General features: G+C 39.9%; 25 protein-coding genes. 14 read left to right on the top strand and 11 right to left on the bottom strand.

What is annotated here, in order from left to right; genetic code table 11:
* Window positions 1-7 precede the first annotated feature (7 nt).
* Both rimI and tsaD read left to right on the top strand, forming a co-directional pair.
* Entirely contained in the window at window positions 8-436 is a 429-nt protein-coding gene (gene rimI, locus JVX94_RS11615; protein ID WP_024424460.1) for a ribosomal protein S18-alanine N-acetyltransferase, read from the top strand.
* Window positions 429-1,457 (top strand): tRNA (adenosine(37)-N6)-threonylcarbamoyltransferase complex transferase subunit TsaD, encoded by a 1,029-nt coding sequence (gene tsaD / locus JVX94_RS11610; protein ID WP_144485884.1) that lies wholly within the window; start codon window positions 429-431, stop codon window positions 1,455-1,457. The genes rimI and tsaD overlap by 8 nt, the downstream gene beginning before the upstream one ends.
* Before the next feature lie 270 nt (window positions 1,458-1,727).
* Here the strand turns inward: tsaD and JVX94_RS11605 are convergent, their stop codons facing one another.
* The gene (locus JVX94_RS11605; protein WP_144472647.1) at window positions 1,728-3,650 is read right to left on the bottom strand and encodes an ABC-F family ATP-binding cassette domain-containing protein; all 1,923 of its coding nucleotides are present in this window, start codon (window positions 3,648-3,650) and stop codon (window positions 1,728-1,730) included.
* Window positions 3,651-3,788: 138 nt separating this feature from the next.
* Here JVX94_RS11605 and moaC point away from each other — a divergent pair, with 138 nt between their 5' ends.
* The 4 genes from moaC to tatC are packed head-to-tail and all read left to right on the top strand — an operon-like array spanning window position 3,789 to window position 5,921.
* Window positions 3,789-4,280 carry a cyclic pyranopterin monophosphate synthase MoaC gene (moaC, locus tag JVX94_RS11600; protein ID WP_041115989.1) on the top strand — a complete coding sequence of 164 codons (492 nt, stop codon included), beginning with the start codon at window positions 3,789-3,791 and terminating at the stop codon, window positions 4,278-4,280.
* 15 nt (window positions 4,281-4,295) lie between these two features.
* On the top strand, window positions 4,296-4,949 hold the full coding sequence (locus JVX94_RS11595; protein ID WP_008355687.1) for a redox-sensing transcriptional repressor Rex: 654 nt from the start codon (window positions 4,296-4,298) through the stop codon (window positions 4,947-4,949).
* A gap of 27 nt (window positions 4,950-4,976) precedes the next feature.
* Window positions 4,977-5,156 (top strand): twin-arginine translocase TatA/TatE family subunit, encoded by a 180-nt coding sequence (locus JVX94_RS11590; RefSeq protein ID WP_008355689.1) that lies wholly within the window; start codon window positions 4,977-4,979, stop codon window positions 5,154-5,156.
* 6 nt (window positions 5,157-5,162) lie between these two features.
* Entirely contained in the window at window positions 5,163-5,921 is a 759-nt protein-coding gene (gene tatC / locus JVX94_RS11585; RefSeq protein ID WP_240193757.1) for a twin-arginine translocase subunit TatC, read from the top strand.
* 39 nt (window positions 5,922-5,960) lie between these two features.
* Here tatC and JVX94_RS11580 read toward each other — a convergent pair whose 3' ends face one another.
* The 3 genes from JVX94_RS11580 to JVX94_RS11570 are packed head-to-tail and all read right to left on the bottom strand — an operon-like array spanning window position 5,961 to window position 7,569.
* Window positions 5,961-6,587: an NUDIX hydrolase gene (locus tag JVX94_RS11580; protein WP_205183207.1), complete on the bottom strand. Its 627-nt coding sequence runs from the start codon at window positions 6,585-6,587 to the stop codon at window positions 5,961-5,963.
* A gap of 56 nt (window positions 6,588-6,643) precedes the next feature.
* Window positions 6,644-6,838 carry a YdiK family protein gene (locus JVX94_RS11575; RefSeq protein ID WP_003213897.1) on the bottom strand — a complete coding sequence of 65 codons (195 nt, stop codon included), beginning with the start codon at window positions 6,836-6,838 and terminating at the stop codon, window positions 6,644-6,646.
* Entirely contained in the window at window positions 6,835-7,569 is a 735-nt protein-coding gene (locus JVX94_RS11570; RefSeq protein WP_205183205.1) for a CPBP family intramembrane glutamic endopeptidase, read from the bottom strand. The genes JVX94_RS11575 and JVX94_RS11570 overlap by 4 nt, the downstream gene beginning before the upstream one ends.
* 229 nt (window positions 7,570-7,798) lie before the next feature.
* Here JVX94_RS11570 and groES point away from each other — a divergent pair, with 229 nt between their 5' ends.
* The 3 genes from groES (at window position 7,799) to JVX94_RS11555 (ending at window position 10,321) form a co-directional block, all read left to right on the top strand.
* Window positions 7,799-8,083, top strand: coding sequence for a co-chaperone GroES (gene groES, locus JVX94_RS11565; protein ID WP_024426730.1), 285 nt, complete (start codon window positions 7,799-7,801; stop codon window positions 8,081-8,083).
* Between the two features lie 55 nt (window positions 8,084-8,138).
* Window positions 8,139-9,773, top strand: coding sequence for a chaperonin GroEL (groL, locus tag JVX94_RS11560; RefSeq protein ID WP_041108751.1), 1,635 nt, complete (start codon window positions 8,139-8,141; stop codon window positions 9,771-9,773).
* Between the two features lie 125 nt (window positions 9,774-9,898).
* The gene (locus JVX94_RS11555) at window positions 9,899-10,321 is read left to right on the top strand and encodes a very short patch repair endonuclease (protein WP_205183203.1); all 423 of its coding nucleotides are present in this window, start codon (window positions 9,899-9,901) and stop codon (window positions 10,319-10,321) included.
* 22 nt (window positions 10,322-10,343) lie between these two features.
* Here JVX94_RS11555 and JVX94_RS11550 read toward each other — a convergent pair whose 3' ends face one another.
* The gene (locus tag JVX94_RS11550) at window positions 10,344-11,537 is read right to left on the bottom strand and encodes a DNA cytosine methyltransferase (protein WP_205183201.1); all 1,194 of its coding nucleotides are present in this window, start codon (window positions 11,535-11,537) and stop codon (window positions 10,344-10,346) included.
* Between the two features lie 514 nt (window positions 11,538-12,051).
* On the opposite strand from JVX94_RS11550, the gene JVX94_RS11545 reads away from it, so the two are divergent.
* The 3 genes from JVX94_RS11545 to JVX94_RS11535 all read left to right on the top strand — a co-directional run bounded on the left by JVX94_RS11545 (window position 12,052) and on the right by JVX94_RS11535 (window position 14,952).
* Window positions 12,052-13,659, top strand: a complete 1,608-nt coding sequence (locus JVX94_RS11545; protein WP_205183198.1) for an AlwI family type II restriction endonuclease — start codon at window positions 12,052-12,054, stop codon at window positions 13,657-13,659.
* Window positions 13,660-14,144: 485 nt separating this feature from the next.
* Window positions 14,145-14,354: a hypothetical protein gene (locus JVX94_RS11540; RefSeq protein WP_275891449.1), complete on the top strand. Its 210-nt coding sequence runs from the start codon at window positions 14,145-14,147 to the stop codon at window positions 14,352-14,354.
* Window positions 14,355-14,514: 160 nt separating this feature from the next.
* The gene (locus tag JVX94_RS11535; RefSeq protein WP_205183195.1) at window positions 14,515-14,952 is read left to right on the top strand and encodes a hypothetical protein; all 438 of its coding nucleotides are present in this window, start codon (window positions 14,515-14,517) and stop codon (window positions 14,950-14,952) included.
* Window positions 14,953-14,984: 32 nt separating this feature from the next.
* Here the strand turns inward: JVX94_RS11535 and JVX94_RS11530 are convergent, their stop codons facing one another.
* The 3 genes from JVX94_RS11530 to JVX94_RS11520 form a co-directional block, all read right to left on the bottom strand.
* Window positions 14,985-15,335 (bottom strand): DUF4064 domain-containing protein, encoded by a 351-nt coding sequence (locus tag JVX94_RS11530; RefSeq protein WP_205183192.1) that lies wholly within the window; start codon window positions 15,333-15,335, stop codon window positions 14,985-14,987.
* 141 nt (window positions 15,336-15,476) lie between these two features.
* Complete coding sequence (locus JVX94_RS11525) at window positions 15,477-15,941, bottom strand: hypothetical protein (protein WP_095407863.1); 465 nt, start codon at window positions 15,939-15,941, stop codon at window positions 15,477-15,479.
* A gap of 125 nt (window positions 15,942-16,066) precedes the next feature.
* A complete protein-coding gene (locus tag JVX94_RS11520; protein WP_197198139.1) occupies window positions 16,067-16,741 on the bottom strand; it encodes a hypothetical protein in 675 nt (224 codons plus the stop codon).
* 209 nt (window positions 16,742-16,950) lie between these two features.
* On the opposite strand from JVX94_RS11520, the gene JVX94_RS11515 reads away from it, so the two are divergent.
* Window positions 16,951-17,319, top strand: coding sequence for a cell wall metabolism protein WalM (locus JVX94_RS11515; RefSeq protein ID WP_024424478.1), 369 nt, complete (start codon window positions 16,951-16,953; stop codon window positions 17,317-17,319).
* Between the two features lie 73 nt (window positions 17,320-17,392).
* Entirely contained in the window at window positions 17,393-18,442 is a 1,050-nt protein-coding gene (locus JVX94_RS11510; protein ID WP_205183189.1) for a hypothetical protein, read from the top strand.
* A gap of 214 nt (window positions 18,443-18,656) precedes the next feature.
* Here JVX94_RS11510 and JVX94_RS11505 read toward each other — a convergent pair whose 3' ends face one another.
* From JVX94_RS11505 to gabP, 3 genes are all read right to left on the bottom strand, one after another.
* Entirely contained in the window at window positions 18,657-19,028 is a 372-nt protein-coding gene (locus JVX94_RS11505) for a carboxymuconolactone decarboxylase family protein (protein WP_095407866.1), read from the bottom strand.
* Between the two features lie 276 nt (window positions 19,029-19,304).
* Entirely contained in the window at window positions 19,305-20,837 is a 1,533-nt protein-coding gene (locus JVX94_RS11500) for a multicopper oxidase family protein (RefSeq protein WP_095407867.1), read from the bottom strand.
* Window positions 20,838-20,935: 98 nt separating this feature from the next.
* The gene (gene gabP, locus JVX94_RS11495) at window positions 20,936-22,324 is read right to left on the bottom strand and encodes a GABA permease (protein WP_048240037.1); all 1,389 of its coding nucleotides are present in this window, start codon (window positions 22,322-22,324) and stop codon (window positions 20,936-20,938) included.
* Between the last annotated feature and the right edge of the window lie 388 nt (window positions 22,325-22,712).

Below are 22,712 nucleotides of genomic sequence, written 5' to 3'. Positions count from 1 at the left end.
TCGACAAATGACAGTAGCAGACATTCCAGAGGTGTATACGATTGAAGTGCATTCGTTTACAGCACCCTGGAAAAAGGAATCGTTTGTCTATGAGATTCTTCATAACCAATACAGCCATTATTTTCTCATTGAAGAAGATAAGCAGCCTGTTGGATATTGCGGGGTCTGGATTGTCATGGACGATGCACAAATTACGAACATTGCGATTCTCCCTGAGCATAGAGGAAAAGGATACGGGGAAGCATTGCTTCGATATGTCATGGAATTTTGCAAAGAAAAAAAGACAGATCATCTTTCTTTAGAGGTGCGGGTTTCGAATACACCAGCACAATCCCTCTATGAAAAGCTCGGTTTCAGACCAGCTTCTATTCGAAAGAATTATTATACGGATAATGGAGAAGATGCATTAGTCATGTGGGTGAATATAAATGAGTGAACAAACAGATCGATTTATATTAGGTATAGAAACAAGCTGCGATGAAACAGCTGCGTCCATTGTGAAAAATGGAAAAGAAATCGTGGCAAATGTGGTTGCCTCGCAAATAGACAGTCATAAACGATTTGGCGGTGTTGTACCCGAAATTGCTTCGAGGCATCACGTGGAGCAAGTTACCATCGTATTAGAAGAAGTGATGGCACAGGCGGGTATGACTTTTAAGGATTTAGATGCGATTGCTGTCACAGAAGGACCTGGCCTCGTCGGTGCCCTGCTGATTGGTGTCAATGCAGCAAAGGCACTGAGCTTTGCCCATCAAATTCCTCTTGTCGGTGTTCATCATATTGCAGGGCATATTTATGCAAACCAGCTTGTTGATGAATTGGAGTTTCCATGTTTAGCTCTTGTTGTCTCCGGTGGGCATACTGAGCTTGTTTTAATGAAGGAGCATGGATCTTTTGAGGTCATCGGAGAAACTTTAGATGATGCAGCTGGAGAAGCGTACGATAAAGTGGCCCGGACGATGGGTCTCCCGTACCCAGGCGGACCTCACATTGATCGGTTAGCGCATGAAGGGGAACCGACAATTAAGCTTCCTCGTGCATGGCTTGAAGAAGGATCCTATCACTTTAGCTTTAGTGGTTTAAAATCAGCTGTGATCAATACCTTACACAATGCGTCACAAAAGGGAGAAACGATTGCCCCAGAGGATTTGGCAGCAAGTTTTCAAGCAAGCGTCATTGAAGTGCTTGTTGGGAAAACATTGAAAGCAGCTGAAGCCTATGGTGCGAAGCAAGTTGTTCTAGCTGGAGGAGTTGCTGCCAATAAAGGACTAAGAGAAGCTTTAACATCAGCATTCACGAATCTGCCAGACGTGAAGGTCATTATTCCGCCATTATCCCTTTGCACAGACAATGCAGCCATGATCGCTGCTGCTGGAACCGTTGCATTTGAAAAAGGAATAAGAGGCGATATGGCGATGAATGGCCAGCCAGGATTGCCGCTAATCTCATATGAATGAAAACTCCTGTGGATATACAGGGGTTTTTATTTTTTATGAAAGCGATTTATTCACATGAAAACGTTATATATCCACAATTGTTAGAAAATTTTGTTTTAAATTGAAGAGGATGTGTATAAATACGATCTTTTTTGTGGATATGTGATTAAAACTCTGTGGATAAAGTGGATAAGTCCAAAGTATTTAAGAATAATCAAGAAGTTATTGTGGGTATCGTTGTGGATAATAAATTTTCATTGAAAGAAAAAAGAGTACCCTTTAGGGCACTCTTTAAGATTCTGACAGCTCTTCCCACTCTGCAAAAAGTGATTCCAGCTCTTGATTGAGCGTATCATTTTCTGTTTGAATGGCTTGGACCTTCTCGTGATCTTGAAAAATATCAGGATCACATAGCAGCTCTTCATTTTCACCAAGTTTGTCTTCGACGACAGCAATGCGTTCTTCAATTTCTTCGATTCTGCGCTGCTTTTGTCTTTCTTTCTTTTTCAGTTCTTTTTCTTCCGCATAAGAAAGCTTTGCCTTTTCTGCTGGCTGTGCAGCTTGTTTTTTAAGCGGCTCATTTTCTTGAAGTGCTTCCAGCTCTAGTTGTTCATTTTTCTTTTCAAGGTAGTAATCATAATCACCGAGATATTCTCTTGTTTCTGTAGGCGACAGCTCGAATACTTTCGTAGCGAGACGATTGATAAAATAACGATCATGCGAAACAAATAAGATGGTTCCTGGATAATCAATCAGTGCATTCTCTAAAATTTCCTTACTATCTAAGTCAAGATGGTTTGTCGGCTCATCGAGAATAAGGAAATTGGCTTTTTGGAGCATCAGCTTTGCCAGTGCAAGGCGTGCTTTTTCTCCACCGCTTAATGCATGGACAGGCTTTAGAACGTCATCACCGGAAAAGAGGAAGTTTCCTAAACATGTCCGAATTTCTTTTTCATTCATATGAGGATAGTCATCCCAAAGTTCATTTAGCACTTTTTTCGAAGATGTCAGTTTAGCTTGCTCTTGGTCATAGTAGCCAATCGTGACATGAGATCCAAAAGTGATATCGCCTTTTACGGGTGTTAATGTGTTCGTTAACGTCTTTAAAAGGGTTGATTTCCCGATCCCGTTAGGACCAATGAGTGCCACACTATCCTCGCGTTTAATCTGAAAAGAAAGAGAGGATAGGAGCGGTGTTTTTTCATCATAACTAATATCGAGATCATGTACCTTCAAAACATCATTGCCGCTTTGTCTCGTAATATCAAAATGAAAGTTTGCGGATTTTTCATCTCCTAAAGGCTTATCTAAACGATCCATCCGTTCGAGCTGCTTGCGTCTGCTTTGAGCGCGCTTTGTGGTTGAAGCTCTTGCCAGGTTGCGATCCACGAAATCCTGAAGCTTTGAGATCTCTTCTTGCTGCTTTTCGTAGAGTTTCATATCACGCTCGAGCTGCTCTGCTTTCAGTTCAAGATACTTACTATAGTTCCCTGCAAACTTTTTCATTGAAGTTCTTGAGACTTCATAGACGTGGTTTACGACTTTGTCTAAGAAATAGCGGTCATGGGACACGATAAGAATAGCGCCTGTATAATTTTGCAAATACTGCTCCAGCCATGATAAGGTATCAATATCTAAATGGTTGGTCGGCTCATCCAGAATTAAGAGTTCTGGTTTCATTAACAAGAGCTTTCCAAGCGCTAGACGGGTTTTCTGGCCGCCGCTTAAGGATTGGACGGTTGTCTCATCTTCAAAATGACTAAAGCCGAGTCCATGAAGAATGGAGCGGACATCTGCTTCATATTGATAGCCGCCTTGATCTTTAAATTCCTGCTGAAGCCTGTCATAGGTTTTCATAAGGGCATCCAGCTCAGAACCTGTGGAGGAAGCCATTTTCTCCTCAATGGTTCTCATCTCTTGTTCCATCTCTTTTAAATGATCAAAAACCGATAATAATTCGTCTTTTAACGTACGTGTAGACGTCACATCGGTGTGCTGTGCTAAATAGCCGATCGATAGGTCTTTTGGTTTGATGATCTCACCTTGCTCGTAAGACATTTGACCGGCAATGATTTTCAAAAGCGTGGATTTGCCTGCGCCGTTTCGACCTACAATGGCAATTCGATCCCTTGCTTTGACTTCCAATTTTATATTCGTTAAAACGGTATCAGCGCCAAACGATTTGGACAGCTGATTCACTTGTAGAATCATCATGTAACTTCACCTCTGCTATAATATGTTAAGTGTAGCTTATCAGCAGTAAACCGGCAAATGTTACATACAATCGCCATATTCAAATGAAAGACAGATAGGAAAAAATAGTGTATCATTTGAGTGAGGGAGCGTTGAAAGATGAGTCAATTTAGCCACTTTAACGAACAGGGAAGAGCAAAGATGGTCGACATTAGTGACAAATCGTCTACAGTGAGAACCGCCGTAGCTGTTTCAAGTGTTCGTATGATAAAAGAAGTGTTTCATAAAATAGAGCAGCGTGAAATTGGAAAAGGGGATGTGCTGTCTGTCGCACAGGTTGCTGGCATCATGGCAGCAAAGCAAACATCTACCATCATTCCAATGTGTCATCCGCTTGCACTAAAAGGCGTGGATATCTCCTTTAATTGGGAGGAAGACGGAAATGCGCACATCCTGAACATACAAGTACAGGTAAAAACAAAAGGAAGTACGGGTGTGGAGATGGAAGCGCTCACTTCTGCTTCAGTATGTGCACTGACCGTTTACGACATGTGCAAAGCGATTGATAAAGGCATGATCATCGGTCCTACCTATCTAATTGAAAAGACAGGCGGGAAAAATGGTGATTTTCACAGAGCATCTGATATTTAAGTTGGAGGACCTTATATGAATATAGATCAGTCAAAAATTCCACAAGCGACAGCCAAACGTTTGCCGCTATATTACCGTTTTTTAAAAAATCTGCATGCATCAGGAAAACAAAGGGTGTCATCGGCAGAGCTTAGTGATGCAGTCAAAGTGGATTCTGCCACCATTCGCCGAGATTTTTCGTACTTTGGTGCACTTGGGAAGAAAGGGTATGGCTATAATGTCGATTATCTCTTGACCTTCTTCAGAAAGACCCTTGACCAAGATGAAATGACCAATGTCATGCTCATCGGTGTCGGGAATTTAGGAACTGCTTTTTTACACTATAATTTCATAAAAAATAATAATACAAAAATTTCAATGGCTTTTGACGTCAATGAGAGTAAAATAGGAAGTGAGATAGGCGGCGTGCCTGTCTATGATTTGGATAAGCTTGAAGAGCATGTTCAAGAGGTAGGAGATATCCCTGTTGCGATTTTGACAGTACCTGCCGTAGCAGCTCAATCCATTACAGATCGTTTGATTGCCCTTGGCATCAAAGGAATCCTTAACTTTACGCCGGCTCGATTGAATGTGCCGGAACACATTCGAATTCATCATATAGATTTGGCGGTTGAACTTCAGTCTCTTGTGTATTTCTTAAAGCATTATTCTGTTACGCAGGAGGATTGACGAAAAGGGGTAAAGGGGGTGGAGCAAATGGGTCCGATCGGTCCTGGGAGTTTGATTCTGATTGCGATTGTAGCGCTCATTATTTTTGGGCCGAAAAAGCTTCCTGAATTAGGAAGAGCAGCAGGAGATACATTACGTGAATTCAAAAATGCCACAAAAGGCTTAGCTGATGATCAGGAAGAAAAAAAGAAAAAAGAAGATCAGTAGAATAGGATGAGCTTCATGAATGTCAAAGATATGCCGCTTATGGAGCATATTGTGGAACTGCGAAAACGTTTAGTGGTCATTGCGATGTTTTTTGTCACCTTTATGGTGGCTGGTTTTTTTCTCGCTAAGCCGGTCATTGTGTATTTACAAAATACCGATGAAGCGGCAACACTCACGCTGAACGCATTTAAGCTTACAGATCCTCTGTACGTGTTTATGCAGTTCGCATTTGTCATTGCTTTGGTTTTGACGTGTCCCGTTATTTTATATCAGCTATGGGCGTTTGTGAGCCCTGGCTTATATGATAAAGAAAGAAAGGTGACACTTGCTTATATTCCGATTGCACTGCTGTTATTTTTGAGCGGTGTGGCTTTCTCTTATTTTATTTTGTTTCCGTTTGTCGTTGATTTTATGATACGGATGTCGAATGATTTAAATGTAGAGCAAGTCATTGGGATTCATGAGTATTTTACATTTCTGATGCAGTTAACACTTCCATTTGGCTTTTTGTTTCAGATGCCCGTTGTGTTGATGTTTCTCACAAGACTTGGCATCATCACACCGATGTTTTTATCAAAAATACGGAAGTATGCCTATTTTGTCCTCCTTGTCATTGCCGCACTCATTACACCGCCAGAGATCGTTTCCCACCTCATGGTTACTTTGCCGATGCTCGTATTGTACGAAGTGAGTATTGTTATTTCGAGAGTGACCTATCGTAAAATGCAGCAAACAGAGGAGAAAGAAAGTCATTATGTCTCATAAAAAGGCATCATGATCCAATGAGGGATCACGATGCTTTTTCTATTGTGAAAGAAATTGATTGATCGCATGAAAGAGGTGCTCATAATAGGCGGGCTCATGCGGGACAAAATCATGAACACCTACTTCAAAACTTTCCTCATGTCGTTCTCCGTTTGCATCAACTTTAAAGCCATTGATTCGAATTTTTTCGCATGCTCCTGTTAATAGCTGCTGTGCATCAAGCAGCTTTGCTCTGTACAGACCAGCGACTTCTTCTTTCTGTAGATGAACTTCCATGTGCTCTTCTTGATTCATATAAAGGTACACATGGCAGAATTCACGGTCGATGAACGAAGGCATATGGATTTCATCCTGTATGACACCTGCAAAGGTGAGGTCCTCAAAAGGGATAGAAAGACCAAGCTCTTCTTCTACCTCTCTTAAGCCATCAGAAGGCTGTTCATCTGCAAGAAGGTGGCCTGCTGCTGTGATATCAAAAAGAGAAGGGAAATCCTTTTTTGCGGGACTTCTAAGCTGAAAATAGAGATACATGGTGCCATGTTCCTTTTTAAGAAGCCAGAAATGAAATGTTTCATGCCAAAGACCTTGGGTGTGGACATCTGAACGAGCGGCAGCTCCCATCATTTCATGCTGATCATTGAAGATACGAAGTTTTTCATGTTCCATGAAGATACATCCTCCATAAAAAAACCATTTTCCAACCGCGGAAAATGGTTTTTGATTTATTTTTGCTGCTGTTTTTTGAGTTTGACAGAGAAGGCAAACATTTTAAGCGCGATATTGATATTATAGGCCGCAAACACCATCAGCAAAATGCTGTAAAATGACCACATGTCACCTGGGTTTTGAATGGCCATATAGGTGAAAGCCACACCTACGGCAAAATAAATGATGCCCCATACGACTGGGTTTCTCATGAGAAAAAGCCTCCAATAATCATTTGCATGGTTTGAGATTGTTCTTCAATCATTTTTCTTACAGGCTCAATCTGCACAAGAATGACGAGCGAGTTCATCAGCATATGAGCGCCGATTGGAACAATGATTCGTTTTGTTTTCGCATATAAAAAGGCAAAGGTAAAGCCCATTGCGGTATAGAGCAAGATATGGGGAAAATCATAGTGTACAGCAGCGAAAACCACTGAACTGACAAGTGCTCCAATGAAAAAATTCGTTTTTTCATAAACCACACCAAAGATGATTTTTCGAAAAATGATTTCCTCTAATATCGGTCCAATCAGGGCGATGACGATCACAAGCCATGGAACTGCATCCATAATGGATAAAATGTTTTGGGTATTTTCAGATTCTCGTCCAATGCCAAATGCATATTGTTCAATCGCCCCCGCAATTGATTGTGCTAAGAGGGAAAGAAAGAAACCGCCAATGATCCAAGCGATTGCCGCGCCGACTGAAACCGGTGCTTCATTTCGAAGTGAAGCTTTTGGCACAGTCCGAAGGATGAGCAGAATAATGATTAGTCCGACACAGAAGCTGATGATTGTCCATGTTCCTGACAATTTAGAGAGTTCTGCTTGTGTCATCGGTGTCTGAATGTAACCTAACCACTTCATGATGAACACATAAGGAATCGCAGAAACCTGCACCAATATATACGTTAAGATGATGTACCAATATTGTTTTTTCAAGTAACGAAAACCCCTTTACTAAAAGAACTAGATTTATTGTAACACAAGTCTTCTTTTTCGATGAAAAGGAAAGAATCTGAGATCAAAAAAGATCTTGAAAGCGTAAAAATTTTTAAAGGTTTTCACTTGAAATTGCAGAAGACATTCTTTATTATAATAAATGTGTTAGCACTCACTGGTGATGAGTGCTAAAAAAGACTACATATAAAAATTGAGGAGGTTGTTTCTTATGTTAAAGCCATTAGGCGATCGCGTAATCATTGAACTCGTTGAATCTGAGGAAAAAACCGCTAGCGGTATTGTGTTACCGGATTCTGCAAAAGAAAAACCGCAAGAAGGTAAAATTGTTGCAGCAGGTTCAGGGCGTGTACTTGAAAGTGGTGAGCGCGTTGCGTTAGAAGTAAGCACAGGCGACCGCATTATCTTCTCAAAATATGCAGGCACTGAAGTGAAATATGAAGGAAAAGAATATTTAATCCTTCGTGAGAGCGACATTTTAGCTGTTATTGGTTAATCACATAAAAAACATTGAGATAAATTTTTAAAAAGACTGAGGAGGTTTCGTTATTATGGCAAAAGATATTAAGTTCAGTGAAGAAGCACGTCGCGCAATGTTACGTGGTGTAGATGCACTTGCAGATGCTGTAAAAGTAACTTTAGGACCTAAAGGACGTAACGTGGTTCTTGAGAAAAAATTCGGTTCTCCACTTATCACAAATGATGGTGTAACGATTGCAAAAGAAATCGAATTAGAAGATGCATTTGAAAACATGGGTGCAAAACTTGTGGCTGAAGTTGCAAGCAAAACAAACGACGTAGCTGGTGACGGTACAACGACTGCAACAGTTCTAGCTCAAGCGATGATCCGTGAAGGTCTTAAAAACGTAACAGCTGGTGCAAACCCTGTTGGCGTTCGTAAAGGGATCGAAGAAGCAGTGAAAGTAGCACTTGAAGGCTTGCACGAGATTTCTAAACCAATCGAAGGTAAAGAATCAATTGCTCAAGTTGCGGCTATTTCTGCAGCAGACGAGGAAGTCGGCAGCCTAATCGCTGAAGCGATGGAACGCGTAGGTAACGACGGTGTCATCACAATTGAAGAATCTAAAGGATTCACAACTGAGCTTGAAGTGGTTGAAGGTATGCAATTTGATCGCGGATATGCTTCACCATACATGGTGACGGATTCTGATAAGATGGAAGCAGTTCTTGAAAATCCTTACATCTTAATCACTGATAAAAAAATCACAAACATTCAAGAAATCCTTCCTGTACTTGAGCAAGTTGTACAACAAGGAAAACCATTATTGCTTATTGCTGAAGATGTAGAAGGCGAAGCACTTGCAACTCTTGTTGTGAACAAACTTCGTGGTACATTCAACGCAGTAGCAGTAAAAGCACCTGGATTCGGTGATCGTCGTAAAGCAATGCTTGAAGACATCTCTGTTCTAACTGGCGGAGAATTAATCACAGAAGACTTAGGACTTGACCTGAAATCAACTGAAATCGGTCAGCTTGGCCGCGCTTCTAAAGTCGTTGTGACAAAAGAAAACACAACAATCGTAGAGGGCTCAGGAGATTCTGCTCAAATCTCAGCACGTGTGAACCAAATCCGTGCACAAGTAGAAGAAACAACTTCTGAATTCGATAAAGAAAAATTACAAGAACGTCTTGCAAAACTAGCTGGCGGCGTCGCTGTCATCAAAGTTGGTGCTGCAACTGAAACAGAACTAAAAGAGCGTAAACTACGCATCGAGGATGCACTGAACTCAACTCGCGCAGCAGTTGAAGAAGGTATCGTATCTGGTGGTGGTACAGCACTTGTGAATGTATACAACAAAGTCGCTTCAATTGAAGCTGATGGTGACGTTCAAACAGGTGTAAACATCGTTCTACGTTCTCTTGAAGAGCCAATTCGTCAAATCGCTCACAACGCAGGTCTTGAAGGATCCGTTATCGTTGAGCGCTTGAAAAACGAAGAAATTGGCGTAGGCTTCAACGCAGCAACAAACGAATGGGTAAACATGATCGAAAAAGGAATCGTTGACCCAACAAAAGTAACTCGCTCTGCACTTCAAAACGCAGCTTCTGTTGCAGCAATGCTTCTAACAACTGAAGCAGTCGTTGCTGACAAACCAGAAGAAGGCGGCTCAGGCGGCGGAATGCCAGATATGGGCGGCATGGGTGGAATGGGCGGAATGATGTAACACCCTCGAAAACCCCTTGAAATATAGGGGTTTTTGTTATCTTCAATAATATATTAAAAACAGGTGTTATTTTTAATTTGAGCGAATGGTTTAAACTTTAACTCCAATATAAAAGAGGTGTTAGAGTGACAGATAACTTAACTCCGAAGCAGCGTCGGAAAAATATGCAGGCAATTCGTTCTCAGTCAAAATTAGAAAATCGAATTTCTAAAGAAATTTGGCGCAGAGGTATACGTTTTCGTAAAAACGATCGGACTCTTTTTGGTAAACCGGATATCTCCATAAAAAAATATAAGATTGTCATTTTCATCGATTCGTGTTTTTGGCATGGCTGTGAAATACATGGAAATCGTCCAAAAAGCAATCAGGAATACTGGGATAAAAAACTCAAACGGAACAGGGAACGAGATGAAGAGGTAAGGGATTATTATAAGGTACGCGGATGGAATTATAAGCGGATCTGGGAACATGAATTTAAGGAGAATTTCGATAAAACAGTCGGAGAAATTGAAGCCTTTATAAGGCAAGCTCAAAAGACGGAACCTTAGTATCGGTGCCGTCTTTTTTGTGTTATATATTCAGTTCTATTTGGTTATCTAATTTTCCAATCGGTTTTTCTTGTGAATTCTCTACTTCATCAATTGTACCCTTTCTCTGTCCGCGTAAATTTTCAAGCTGCAGCTTTTTCGCGGGCTCTATCCATTCATAATCTATCTTAGCAAATGATTTCAAAATGGCTTCAAATACAATCTTCGCTCCCTTAACTGGTACTGCCATGCCAATCTGCTTTCTGACTGCTTCTTTGCTTCCCTGAAATACAAAGTCATCTGGAAATGTCTGCAGGCGGGCACGTTCCCGATTTGTAAGCGCTCGAAGCTCTTGCCAATGATACATATGAGTTCCGCCGCCGCCGCTGCCAGTCACTGTATAAGCCGGCCGATCAGGGTCTAGACGTTTGTAAATTGAACTTAGGCGTGCTCCCTTTACATTAAGCTGAAGGTCTTCTGGAATTCCAGCATACCAGGCATTTTCGCCGGGCGGAATGTAGCTCAGCATTTCCTGTACTTTCTTAGTGTGTTTAGGTATTTCATGATTTGGTGCATCTTCAGGAATCGGCGGCTCAGTAATTGCCTGCTTAGATGTAACATAGTCTGTAGAGGCTAGTGTAATCGGTGCCGGTACTCTGAACTCTACACCTTTTGCAGCCCAGTCATTTCTGATGCCAACAATGATAATACGATGGCGTGCCTGTGGGACACCGTATTCTTCAAATTTGTACAGGTGAGGTGTTAATTTGTATCCGCAATCCTCAAGCTCTGTTAAGATTTTGATGAATGCTTTTCCTTCGTTAGCGCTTTGAAGTCCACCAACATTCTCTGCTACAAAGAATTTCGGCTGGTATTCTTCCAGCACTTTTACCCCGTATGAATAAAGAGGACCATATGTACCGTTTAATCCCTGCTTTTCACCAACATTGCTGTAATCGTTGCAGGGGAATCCAAACGCGAAACAATCAATTTCCTCTAGAACTGTTTTATCGCCAATAGGAAGCTGCTCAACTGGTCCGCAAAAGACAGATTGATCTTCTAAATCACCGCAAATATTGTAACGAAATGTGCTGCACGCATTTGGATCATAGTCATTTGCCCAAACATGCTCTATACGCCATTCTTTGCCCGTTTTTGGATGTGTAAATCCTGCCAATTTAGCGCCAAGACTGAGGCCGCCGGGTCCATTAAAGAGTTCGCCCTTTTTAAAAATCATAACAAAACCTCTTCTCATATTTTTATATAATCAACGTTATTACGAAAGTACGTTCTTGCATACTGATACGCTATTTATTTTACACGTTTTAGAAAAAAAATAAAGTCTTAAGAATTGCTTTATATAAAATTAGAGATTTTTTACTATGATTAAGCAACATTAGATATCTACTGACTAATCTAAAAGAAAAATTTAAACCTAGTTTGAGGCAATAATTTAGTCGTCGAGGATGATAGCGCTAGTGTTTTTTTCACATATTACAGTGCCCTTTCTTTCATTGATAGTAAAAACATTTTCAATTAAATTGATTGACATATTGTTTCCATATAAATCCTTCTTGAAAAGTATTAAAATTAGATATACTAGGTTTAGCTGTGTGGGCAAAAAAAGCATTTAGTTTTGCATGAAGGTGTTATCTTTTGAAGGGGTGTCAATGTTATAGATATAAAAACTTTAAAAGCTGAACAGATATTCTAAGTGCATGACAAATGGAATTTGTAAGGAGGATTAAAAATTGGCAGAACGAAAAGTATGGTTTATTACAAGACCAGAAAGAGACCCGCAATTTCATGCGGATGCCATTAAAGCATTGGCTGATGCAACGCAAAATTTTACTGTGAAATGGCAGGGAAATAGAGAATTACATAAACACTATGAGGCTGTTTTGGTATCTAAAGGATTAAAGAGGAACAATATTAGTGCTGAAGGATCAGGAGGCCGTACTTGGTGTGCTATGTTAAAGACTTTTGCCTACTGCTATATAAATAGTGATGGTCTAGTTAAACCAACTAAAGCAGGACAGGCATTGATTAATGGAATAAAAGAATATGAGAACGTAAAAAAGCAGATATTAACACTTCAGATTCCAAACGCTTACTTTATGGAAGCTGGCTTTCGTCCCAAATTCGATCAGGGCTTCCGCATCCGGCCTGCTAGATTTTTGGTAAAACTTGTGCAGCGAGCTGATTTAAATTACCGGGTGACAAAAGAAGAAATCACCTATTTTGTTCTGACGGCACAGCAGGATAGTCAACTAGAAGAGGTTGCTCAAAAGATTATTGCTTATCGTAATGCCTGTGAGGATGAACAGAAGGTGATGAAGCAAAAGATTGCTGTCGAATATGACCATCGCGATCGAAATGACAAAGCAGCACGTGATTATTACCAGGCTCACTCTGATGTGGCCCATACGTTTATGCTTTTATGCGAGTACACTGCACTTGTCGAGTATCAGCGTGGAGAGGCATTATTGAAGACTGATCCTGCATTAGCGAGAGAAGCGCAGAATATTCTAAATTATTATGATAGCCGCTATCCTTATAACACACGATATCTAATTTCAATTGAACGTATGGCACAAAATAATGGACTTGATGTAGATAGTTATAAAGTGAGCGATTTTGGGGATGAGAAACCTGCGAGTAACAATATCAAGATGCAGAGGAAAATTCAATCTGTTCTAAATAGTATTCCAAATGCATCTGAATTGGTACGTGAAGAACTGCTTTCGTATTTTATTCCAGCTATAGGGCCAAATGAAGCTGAGAAAGCTGTAGATAGGCTTCGTTCTGAAACATATAAAATAGCAAGTATACCTGAAGAGTTTGTAGAGAAATACCTTGGTGAACTAACACCAGCAGAATTTGAAAAAGAAACACTGAAAATCTTTGAAGCAATCGGATTTGAAGCCGTATATCAGCCAAAAGTCAACGGAAAAAAGACAGAGATAGAAATTTTGCTAAAATATGAGGGTAAATGCGGTATTATCGATACAAAGTATTATTCAAACGGTTTTGCACTTTCGCAGAATCTAGCCAATTATATGGCTTCAGAATATATTCCAAATTATCTTCAATATGAAGGGAAGCAATTATCTTTTTATGGATATGTCACATCGGGTAAGTTATCAGGAGACAAAAAACTTAAATCTATTACAACTCTTAGTAGTAAACTAGTAAATAAAGAAATTGAGGGGATTATGATAACAAGGGAAGTGTTAATAGGTTTTCTCGATTACTGTATGGAAAATGAGATTCAGAAAAATAGACGTATTGAACTCTTTATTGAAAAGATACAAAACAAAGGTTTTAGTGACTTACAAATATTTTTGAATCATAATTAATGAGAGTAGTGTAGAGAGTTCCACTTTTATCACAACTGGTAAAAACCTTTAATAAGAGATGTTATGAACACAATTCCTATTTTTTAAAAAAAAGCGGTGATCATATGGGTTTGACTACTTGGGTGGCGATTATTACTGCACTGGCAATCGTATTCGGATTGTTTGGATCGAAAAAGCGTGATAATTAAAGAACAAGTTAAACCCCCACTTTCAAAAGAGTGGGGGTTTGTTGCAACATTTTTTTAGACCAATATGAATGATGCTCAATCAGAAGAGATGGGCAGTAAAGCGTTATAAATTGAACACATTTATATCAGACAGTCCTTTCAAAAGCAAGAATTAAGCCAAAATTTAATCGATCAAGCCATTGAGATCACGAAAGTACACCACTTGATGTTTGGCTTGGGATGTGGGAGCACAATAGAACAGTCATTGCTTTCTATCAAAAACTTGGATTTGTTCAATCAGAGGTGTACGCTTTCCTAATGTTATGGGAAACGTTGTCTGAGGAACTGTTAGAGAAGCAAATGAAGGGTATCATAGGCTTTAAAATCATCATAGATGAAGTTCAGGCTGCTTTTAAATTAAGTCAAAATCGCCACGAAAGGGATTATGCCCGTATCATTGAACAGCTCGAAGCAGAGGGTGAAGTGGAAATGGCTGAGGCGATGAAAGAAATATTTGCGGCAGAATGAAAAAGCGCTCTTAAGATCAAGAGTGCTTTTTTTGTTTTGAGATACCAACGATCATACTGTCACATTTTCTTTAAAATTACATAAAAAAATCCACTATTTCCATAAAAAATCAGATCAATTCCTTATAATAAAGGTATCTGAGAATGGGGAGTGAGTCGAGATGGACCAAAACATGCTGCAAATGAATCAAGTAAGATCAGAGGATGAATTAGCGGTTGTGAATATTTCTTCTACAGAGATTGGTGCGCTATCAAAAGAAACAGCTGAGCGGATTTTACAAGCGAAGGATACAGACTATATTCATCAGCTGATGTATGTTCCGATTGAAAAGAAAGAAGATTTGAATTGGTTGATTCAAAGTGTTGGAGAGGCGTTAGACGATGAGGATGAAGATGACGCTGTACTTGAATTCGCTGATTTGCTCTATTTCTTTGTCATTCCGTTATATGAGGAGTATATAATGAGAGATCATCATTTGTATGAGTGTTTAGAGGATTTGCTGGTACGATTAGCATCAAGGGCTCACTCAGATATTCAGGCACTGGTAGATGTTATGAGAGACGATTTAACAGAGATGAACATTAAAAAAAGCTTGTAGAGTGTTTCTCTACAAGCTTTGAGACGTGAACATTATTCAGCAGGTGCTGTTTTAACAGGCTCTTTTCTAAACACGCCCATGCAGCCTGCAATGATGATTAATACAGCTGGTAGGATGAAGAACATAGAAATAGAAATAATGCCACCCACAGCAGATACTAATAATAAAATTCCGCCAAGCTTTGCTTTTTTCTTTACGATGACAGATGCGACAATGGCAAGAATAGAGAAAAGCATTGCTGCCCAGCCTAACCCCGTAATTTCACTTGTGCCTGAATCACTAAATGCCGCATCGATTCCTCCGAAAGCAAGAGCGAACATTGCGCCGAAAAATCCGAAAATACCTCCAATTAAACCTAAAACAAATTCTGTCGTTCTTTTCATAATACTTTCCTCCGATATGTAAATAAGAATTATTGGTACTTAAGAACCAACACAATCTTACTAATCGGCATTCTTTTCATAAAGTTAATAGTTTTGTTAAAAAAAAGAAGAAAATCCATAAAGGATTTTCTTGTCCAGTTATTAGGCTCTTTCCCAAGTGATTTTTGTTTCATTTGTTTTTTTCGTTCCCTTTGCGAGCACTTTGCCGTTTTCTTGTTTCACGGTGATGTTTAGGTCATAAAAGGAATAGAGGGCGCCGAGGCTGTCATTTTCCGGTTTATGAAGATTGTTTTCTTTTTCAGTTGATGCTCCAATGGCCAGCGTTTTGGCAAAGTTTAAACCGATGACTTCAGCGTAATCACTATTGGTATCAGAGGAAGCCGTTACGTTTAAAGAAATGATTTTTTTCTTTTGATCAACGGTGATGTCAGTGTCTTTGATGAGTTTAGATTGCTCCATTACTTCTTTTGTTTCTTTTTGAATGCGCTCATTAATTGTTGGAAGGGCTTTAGTTTCTGGTTTTTGTTCTTTTGTCGTATTCGAGCAAGCTGCTAGAATGGAGAGACTTGCAACTAGACTCATGAAAACAAGTAGACTTTTTTTCACGTTCGTTCTCCTTTTTTCTTCGAATGATGTATGTTTATGTTACCACGAATCTTTGTTTTGATTAAAAGAGAAGTGTTGATAAGCTGTGAACAATAAAAAGCACCCTCTATCGGGTGCTTTATTTCTTATTGTGCTGAAAGGCTTGTACTTAATGGAATAGAAGAGATGACGGTGAATTTAGGAGCCGCGGCACCAGATTCTAAATTTTTACGTAAAAGCGATGATTTGATTGACCCATCCCATTTTTTATAGACGCTTCCTGATGTATTTGCACGAAGCTGTACATTCGAAAAGCTTGCTTGTGAATAGCTGTTTGTTCCATTATCCTGTACGCCGTGTACCATTTTGACAACATCAAGGTTTTTCAGGCGGCTAGGGTTGTAAACAGGCTGCTTATAGCGCAGTTTCCCATTGACGTATAGTGACACTGTACCATCACCATTGTTGATGAGCTTTAAGTTGACACGTGCACCATCTTTAATACTTGAATCGTATTCGCTGTTCCAGTATTTACTGCCGCCTTGTGAGCCGCTGCCTAGAAAAACTTTGTAGCCAGAAGCCGTTTTTGAAATACCGCTCTCTACAACGGCAGAGCCGAGACCGAGATACCAATCAGCATAACCGTTTTTAATGGTGGCTGTTTTCGGCAGGACAATATCAGCAGAGATACCTGACCATTTGGCTTCATCCGTTTGTGTCACAATGGCGCCGTGACGAGGACTAGCCGCAGAGGCTGGGATACTTGATAGCATCAAAACGAAGGTTAAACTTACACTCAAAACGATGAACCACTTTTTCATGAAAATTCCTCCTTAAATTTGATTCACTTTCATTATATAAAATGAAGGAGGGGGGCTGCTTACAATGTTCTGACTGTTTTTGGTAGTATTAATGAACTTAATCGGTCATAAAGTGGTCAACTTGTATTTGAATTGTAATGTGTCTGTAAAATAACTGGGTTCATCTTCATGTATAATGAGTGCAGAAACCAAAAACGGAGGATTTCTTAATGAATAAAAAGCTTATCACGACAATCGTAACAGTAGCTAGTTTATTTTTAGCATTCAGTTTCTCACATGGAGCAAGTGCAAAAAAAGTAAGCGGCAATATTACTTGGTATAATGGTGTCGGTAAAAAAGGCGCAGATGGAAAAAAACTCGGTCATTGGGATGCAGCAACTAAAATGGGCTTTGACGTACCGAAAAAAGGTACAAAACTAAGAGTGACAACAAAAGCGAAACCACATAAAGTGATTACAGTATATAAATATGATGTAGGCAGAATGCCAAATGCTGTATTAGACGTAAGTCCAAAAGCATTCAAAGCACTTGGGTATAAAACAAGTAAAGGTGTCGTAAAAGGGCATTACACTTATTAATACATAGGCATGCAAAGAAGCGGGAAAAGTTCATTTTCTGGCTTCTTTTCTTGTAGAGAGGGTCTGAAAGGCAATGAAAAAATCAACATGGTGGATCATCACAGTCATTGGCGTCGCAGTGATTGCGGCAGTTATTTTCTTCATGATGAAGCCTGGGCAAGAGGCGAAACATACAGGGAAAGTCAAAACAAATCAAGATGCAAAAGACGAATTGCTCGTTTCATTTACAGATCAAAAGTTAAACAATACTTATTACTTGCATGATCGGGCGCTTCATACGGAGAAACTGACAGCATATCCTTCGATTGCTTATGATTCTACGAAACAGGTTTTATATTACACGTATACGGATGAAGACACGCAAAAGGTGAGTATTCGGGAATTAAATGTGAAATCTGACGAGGAAAAAACGCTGTTTACGAGTGATGATTCCATCGACAGTATGAGACTGTCTGGTGACGGAAAGAAGTTATTTCTAAGGTATAATAAGGATTCTGGAGAGCAATTTTATGTCGCATCTTTTGATTTGAAAACACACAAAATGAAGGAGCTGTATCCGGAAAAAAGCAAGGATGATACGGTGAGTTCTTTTGCATATGATCCTACTTCAAATGATTTGGCGATCCAGCATTATTCTTTAAAAGAAGATTATCAAAAAACCGATGAAGCAAATGAAAAGGGCAGAGATCCTGAACCAACAACCATGAAGATCACCCTTCAAACAGGTGAGAAGGGGAAACGCATTGCACGTATCTCACAAACGATCAATGATATTTCATTTTCTCCAGATCATAAGAAATTGATTTATACAGAAGTAAAGGTTCGTAAAGAAAAAGAAATATCCTCGATTAAGTTGCTTGATGTAGAAACAGGAAAAACGACGACACTCGTTAAAAACAGCCAGGATGTTCATATTTTAAGTGCTGCACAGCCGCAATTTTCTACGGACGGGTCGTCTGTTTATTTCTTAGGTGTTGCAAAGAACGCAAAAGAATTAAAGGATGACACCGGACGAAAGGCGAAGGTAAGAACGATTTTTGAATACAATATGAAGAAGAAAACAGTGGAAGCCGCTTGGGAGAAGGATGGCGGAATCGTTAACAATTTCACTGTCAATCGATAAAGGAAACGTTCAGTTATTTATATAACTGGACGTTTTTTTATTTTGTCACTTGAAATGCTGGAGAAATGGTGGATTTATAGAAGGAAAATCAGTTTTTAAGCAGTGATACGAGTGCTATTTTCTTATTTTGCTTATGTGACAGAGGAAAAGAAAAAGAGTAATATGAGTGAACATAAAAAAACGAGAGGACTGATGACATCTCGTTTTCTCTGTTTTATTTGTTTTCATCTAATAAGTTTTGAAAGATAAACAGGGCATTAATGGAGTGAGGGAAGCCAGCAACCTTTGTACAGTGTTTAATAATCTCCATAATCTCTATGACAGAAAGTCCGATATGTAATGCTTGTTCAAAATGAGTCTTTAAGTCTTCATCACAATTGCCTTTTGTGATGAGGGAAGATAATGTGCTGATGGCCTTTTGTTTTTCATCTAATATGAAGTGGTTGAATTCTTTTTGTTCACTGAGTTCAATGGTTAGTTGTTCAATGTTTGACCGAATGCTCTCGTTCTCATGAATTGAAAGCTTCTCTCTGTTACCTGCCGCTGTTTCTTGTTTGACCTGGCAAGTCTCTTTTTCTTCATTCAAATTGAACTCCTCCGTTTTTTTTCGCAATTTTCCATTTGTTCGTTCATTATGGCATATGTGCCTTTTGATAGATGTAATGGGTATATAGTAGTATTATCGGTTTGCTGCGTCAACTTTTTAAGTATGGAATGCTCCTTAAAAGAATGATTCATGCGATTTATTTTTCCATTTTGAAATGGATCATAAAAGGGCTAATGAACGGATCGTTTGTTAGCCCCTTTGTGATCAGCGTTTTCATACAAGTTCTACGCATTTAGCGGAAGAGTGGTTTCATTTTTACTGAATGATATCCATCGGCCTCATCATGTCATAATCTTCATGTTCTAAAATATGACAATGCCATACATATCGGCCGCTGTATGGAACAAATCGAGCAACAATCCGAATGACTTCACCTGCATGCGCCTGAATGGTGTCCTTGTAGCCTTGTTCATGTAAAGGAGGCGCCTCGTTTGGTCCTGTATACACGATTTCTCCTGTCGATTGATAGACTTCTGTATCAAATGGCCTTCTGTCTAAAACCCTAAATTGAACAAGGTGCAAATGAATAGGGTGTGTGCCCCTGGTTGGATTGACGATGGACCAAACCTCTAGACTGCCAAGACGAGGATTTTCCGTGACAGGGTCATTCCAAAATTGGTTATCGAGCAATAGGATAGGGCGGCCGTATTTATCCTGTGTGCCGGTAAGCGTGAGTGTACGCTCTCTATCAGCTTGACTTGGCCGAAGCGGTGGCAGCGGTTTGAAAATCGGACGTAATGTTTTAGGTACTCTCCCTTTTAGTGGACGTGTGACTTTGAATTGCATAATGTTCGCATCTGTTTCAGGATTCACATCCTGTCCGCAGCCGGCTGTATTTTTGAGAGTGATTGTTTTGTTTTCATAGGCTGAAAAATCGATGATGACATCGAAACGCTCAGCAGGTGCGATGCTAAAGGATTGATGGCGAACGGGTCTTGGTAAAAAGCCCCCATCGGAACCAATTTGCAAGATTGTAGCGTCATTATCTAGATGCAGCTCATAAGTTCTAGTATTGGACGCATTCAAAATACGAAAACGGTATTTTCGCGGCTCTACTTCTAAATACGGCCATACTTTTCCATTGACTAAAATTGTTTCTCCGCAAAAAAAGGGCACGATGGATGGGTCTGGTATGTCACTGTCCTCTGGCGTGTTGTTTGGTCTGCTAGGATAAAACAGTGAGCCATCCTCCTGAAACGTCCGGTCCATAATCATTAAAGGAATGTCATAGTCATCTTTCGGCAGCTCTAAGGACTTTTCAAATGCATCTGAGATCAAATAAAACCCAGCTAAACCGGCATACACATTTAGTCGTGTTAGTGCCATTGCATGATCGTGATACCACAATGTGCAGGCTTGCTGATGATTTGGGTAGACGTAAGTCTCTCTTTCAAAAAAAGGGCCGGTTGCTTCAAAATCCCGTGAAAACCAGGCCTCTGGGTAGCCGTCACTGCTTGCTGGTGTGACGCCGCCATGCAGATGAACGACTGTTTTGACCTCTGGTTCATCGTGATGCCCATGGTGAATGGTGTGATCGACAGGCAGAAAATGTTTCAATGGCAATTTGTTCATCCATTTCACTTTGACCTTTTCATTTCGATTGGCTTTAATGGTTGGACCAGGCAAGCTGCCATTATAGGTCCATAGCTTGGTTGGGGGCAGGTCTCTATGAACTTTTAAGAATACCTCCTCCATAGCAATTTCATAATACGTTTGTCTTGGGTTCTTTTTGACGGGCTTCGCGACTTCTGGAATTGGAAGCTCGTCAACAAATTTTTCTAGGTTCATGTTGACTAATCCTCACTTAAATACAATTTGATACAGTATAAGTGCGGACATCAAAATAGGTGAATAAAATAAAAAAACCCGCTTTTCAGCGGGAGAAATTACGGGTGTTTATTTTCAAGCGCCGCATTTGAAGGCACTTTTTTATTCGGTTTAAAGATGAAATAAGCAGCTAGCACGCTAAAGGTAATGATACTCGTCAAAATGAGCTGTGGCCGCATTGATTCGATAAACAGCATCGATGCCAAGATGGCACAAATAACCAAAATGGTGAAGTACGTGAGGTATGGAAACAGCCACATTTTGATTTTGAGCTGTTCTGGATTTTCTTTTTCGATTTTACGACGCATTCTTAATTGTGAAACGGCAATGACCAAGTAGACAAGAAGGGCGATGGCGCCAGATGCATTGACTAAGAACAAAAAGATGGTTTCAGGATAAAAGTAGTTCATCATGACGGCAATGTAGGAAAAGAAGGTACCCGCGACTGTCGCCGCTACAGGAACACCACGTTTGCTGATTTTCATAAAGCGTTTCGGCGCTTCGCCTCTTTCTGCTAATGAATAAAGCATTCTGGACGTTGTGTACAATCCGGAGTTTAAACATGATAGAACAGCTGTTAAGACAATGACGTTCATGACTTGAGCGGCTGATGGAACACCGATGTATTCTAATACCGCAACGAAAGGGCTTGTTAAAATACTTGCGGAATTCCACGGGAGCAAGGTGACAACGACAGCAATAGATCCGACATAGAATACGATAATACGCCATACAACAGAGCGAGTGGCTGTCGTCACAGATTTAACTGGGTCTGCTGATTCACCAGCCGCTATGGCCACAATCTCCGTTCCCATGAAGGAAAAGATGACGACGACGATTCCGAGTAATACAGAGCTGAATCCATTTGGAAGGAAACCGCCATTCCCTGTTAGATTGGCAAGACCTGAAGTATGATGACCGCCAAAACCAAAGATAAATGCAAAACCAATAAGTAGAAAGAGAATAATGCTGACGACTTTAATCAATGAAAACCAATATTCAAATTCGCCAAAAGATTTAACAGAAAAGATATTTGTTAATGTTAAGAGGATTGTGAGGATAAGACTCGTGAGCCAAACAGGTGCATCTCCATACCAATATTGAATAATGGCAGCACCGGCAATGGCTTCGATGGCGATGACGATCACCCAGAAGAACCAGTAAAGCCAGCCGATTGTAAAACCGGCCCATGGACCGATAGCATCGCTCGCATATTGTGAGAAAGAACCGCTTGTTGGATAGGCACATGCCATTTCTCCAAGCATTCTCATAATAAAGATCACCAGAAGTCCGGCAAAAGAATAGGAAAGAATGGATCCAGGCCCTGCAGAATGAATGACAGCGCCGCTACCAACAAATAGCCCTGCCCCAATGACCCCAGCAATGGAGATCATCGAAATATGTCTTGTTTTAAGGTTTTTTTGAAGACCGTTTGTCATGTTGGACATTTCTTTACCTCCAAACACTTCTCTTTAATAGAGAATTTGTTTTTAGAATATTTTAAATTTTATCACACTGAATTGTCATTCAGCATTGGACAGGTTATCAAACTGACATTTCAAACCTCTTAACATGATGTTAAAAAGTAGAAAGGATTTGAGAGATTATGTTCCCTCTTTTCCCTCTGTTTATTTTTAAAATAGCATAAAAAAGAAAGTGGGGAAGTTGTGTCTCAAAATAAAATTATTCTGATAATTCCCCTGAGGAGAGAGATTTGACGATATGTCCATTTCGAAGAGAATTGGAAAAAGGTTGATGGGAGTAGGTCTTGAGGTCATTTGACCTTATAAAAATAAGTTTACTTAGGTCAACACATTTCTATTTATCCTATTTTGC

The sequence above is a fragment of the Bacillus sp. PDNC022 genome (assembly GCF_016919285.1).
Taxonomy (GTDB): domain Bacteria; phylum Bacillota; class Bacilli; order Bacillales; family Bacillaceae; genus Bacillus; species Bacillus safensis.
The sequence above is the reverse complement of the archived record's forward strand: the minus strand, read 5'-3'. Positions and strand labels throughout refer to the sequence as shown.

Excerpts from the sequence above, each read along its gene's own strand:
- gabP (WP_048240037.1), bottom strand. The coding sequence starts at position 22,324 with ATGTCCAACATGACAAACGGTCTTCAAAAAAACCTTAAAACAAGACAT.
- JVX94_RS11580 (WP_205183207.1), bottom strand. The coding sequence starts at position 6,587 with ATGGAACATGAAAAACTTCGTATCTTCAATGATCAGCATGAAATGATG.
- moaC (WP_041115989.1), top strand. The coding sequence starts at position 3,789 with ATGAGTCAATTTAGCCACTTTAACGAACAGGGAAGAGCAAAGATGGTC.
- JVX94_RS11595 (WP_008355687.1), top strand. The coding sequence starts at position 4,296 with ATGAATATAGATCAGTCAAAAATTCCACAAGCGACAGCCAAACGTTTG.
- rimI (WP_024424460.1), top strand. The coding sequence starts at position 8 with ATGACAGTAGCAGACATTCCAGAGGTGTATACGATTGAAGTGCATTCG.
- JVX94_RS11500 (WP_095407867.1), bottom strand. The coding sequence starts at position 20,837 with ATGAACCTAGAAAAATTTGTTGACGAGCTTCCAATTCCAGAAGTCGCG.
- JVX94_RS11605 (WP_144472647.1), bottom strand. The coding sequence starts at position 3,650 with ATGATGATTCTACAAGTGAATCAGCTGTCCAAATCGTTTGGCGCTGAT.
- JVX94_RS11575 (WP_003213897.1), bottom strand. The coding sequence starts at position 6,838 with ATGAGAAACCCAGTCGTATGGGGCATCATTTATTTTGCCGTAGGTGTG.
- tatC (WP_240193757.1), top strand. The coding sequence starts at position 5,163 with ATGAGCTTCATGAATGTCAAAGATATGCCGCTTATGGAGCATATTGTG.
- JVX94_RS11535 (WP_205183195.1), top strand. The coding sequence starts at position 14,515 with ATGGACCAAAACATGCTGCAAATGAATCAAGTAAGATCAGAGGATGAA.
- JVX94_RS11540 (WP_275891449.1), top strand. The coding sequence starts at position 14,145 with ATGTTATGGGAAACGTTGTCTGAGGAACTGTTAGAGAAGCAAATGAAG.
- groES (WP_024426730.1), top strand. The coding sequence starts at position 7,799 with ATGTTAAAGCCATTAGGCGATCGCGTAATCATTGAACTCGTTGAATCT.
- JVX94_RS11530 (WP_205183192.1), bottom strand. The coding sequence starts at position 15,335 with ATGAAAAGAACGACAGAATTTGTTTTAGGTTTAATTGGAGGTATTTTC.
- groL (WP_041108751.1), top strand. The coding sequence starts at position 8,139 with ATGGCAAAAGATATTAAGTTCAGTGAAGAAGCACGTCGCGCAATGTTA.
- JVX94_RS11515 (WP_024424478.1), top strand. The coding sequence starts at position 16,951 with ATGAATAAAAAGCTTATCACGACAATCGTAACAGTAGCTAGTTTATTT.
- JVX94_RS11550 (WP_205183201.1), bottom strand. The coding sequence starts at position 11,537 with ATGATTTTTAAAAAGGGCGAACTCTTTAATGGACCCGGCGGCCTCAGT.
- JVX94_RS11510 (WP_205183189.1), top strand. The coding sequence starts at position 17,393 with ATGAAAAAATCAACATGGTGGATCATCACAGTCATTGGCGTCGCAGTG.
- tsaD (WP_144485884.1), top strand. The coding sequence starts at position 429 with ATGAGTGAACAAACAGATCGATTTATATTAGGTATAGAAACAAGCTGC.
- JVX94_RS11590 (WP_008355689.1), top strand. The coding sequence starts at position 4,977 with ATGGGTCCGATCGGTCCTGGGAGTTTGATTCTGATTGCGATTGTAGCG.
- JVX94_RS11520 (WP_197198139.1), bottom strand. The coding sequence starts at position 16,741 with ATGAAAAAGTGGTTCATCGTTTTGAGTGTAAGTTTAACCTTCGTTTTG.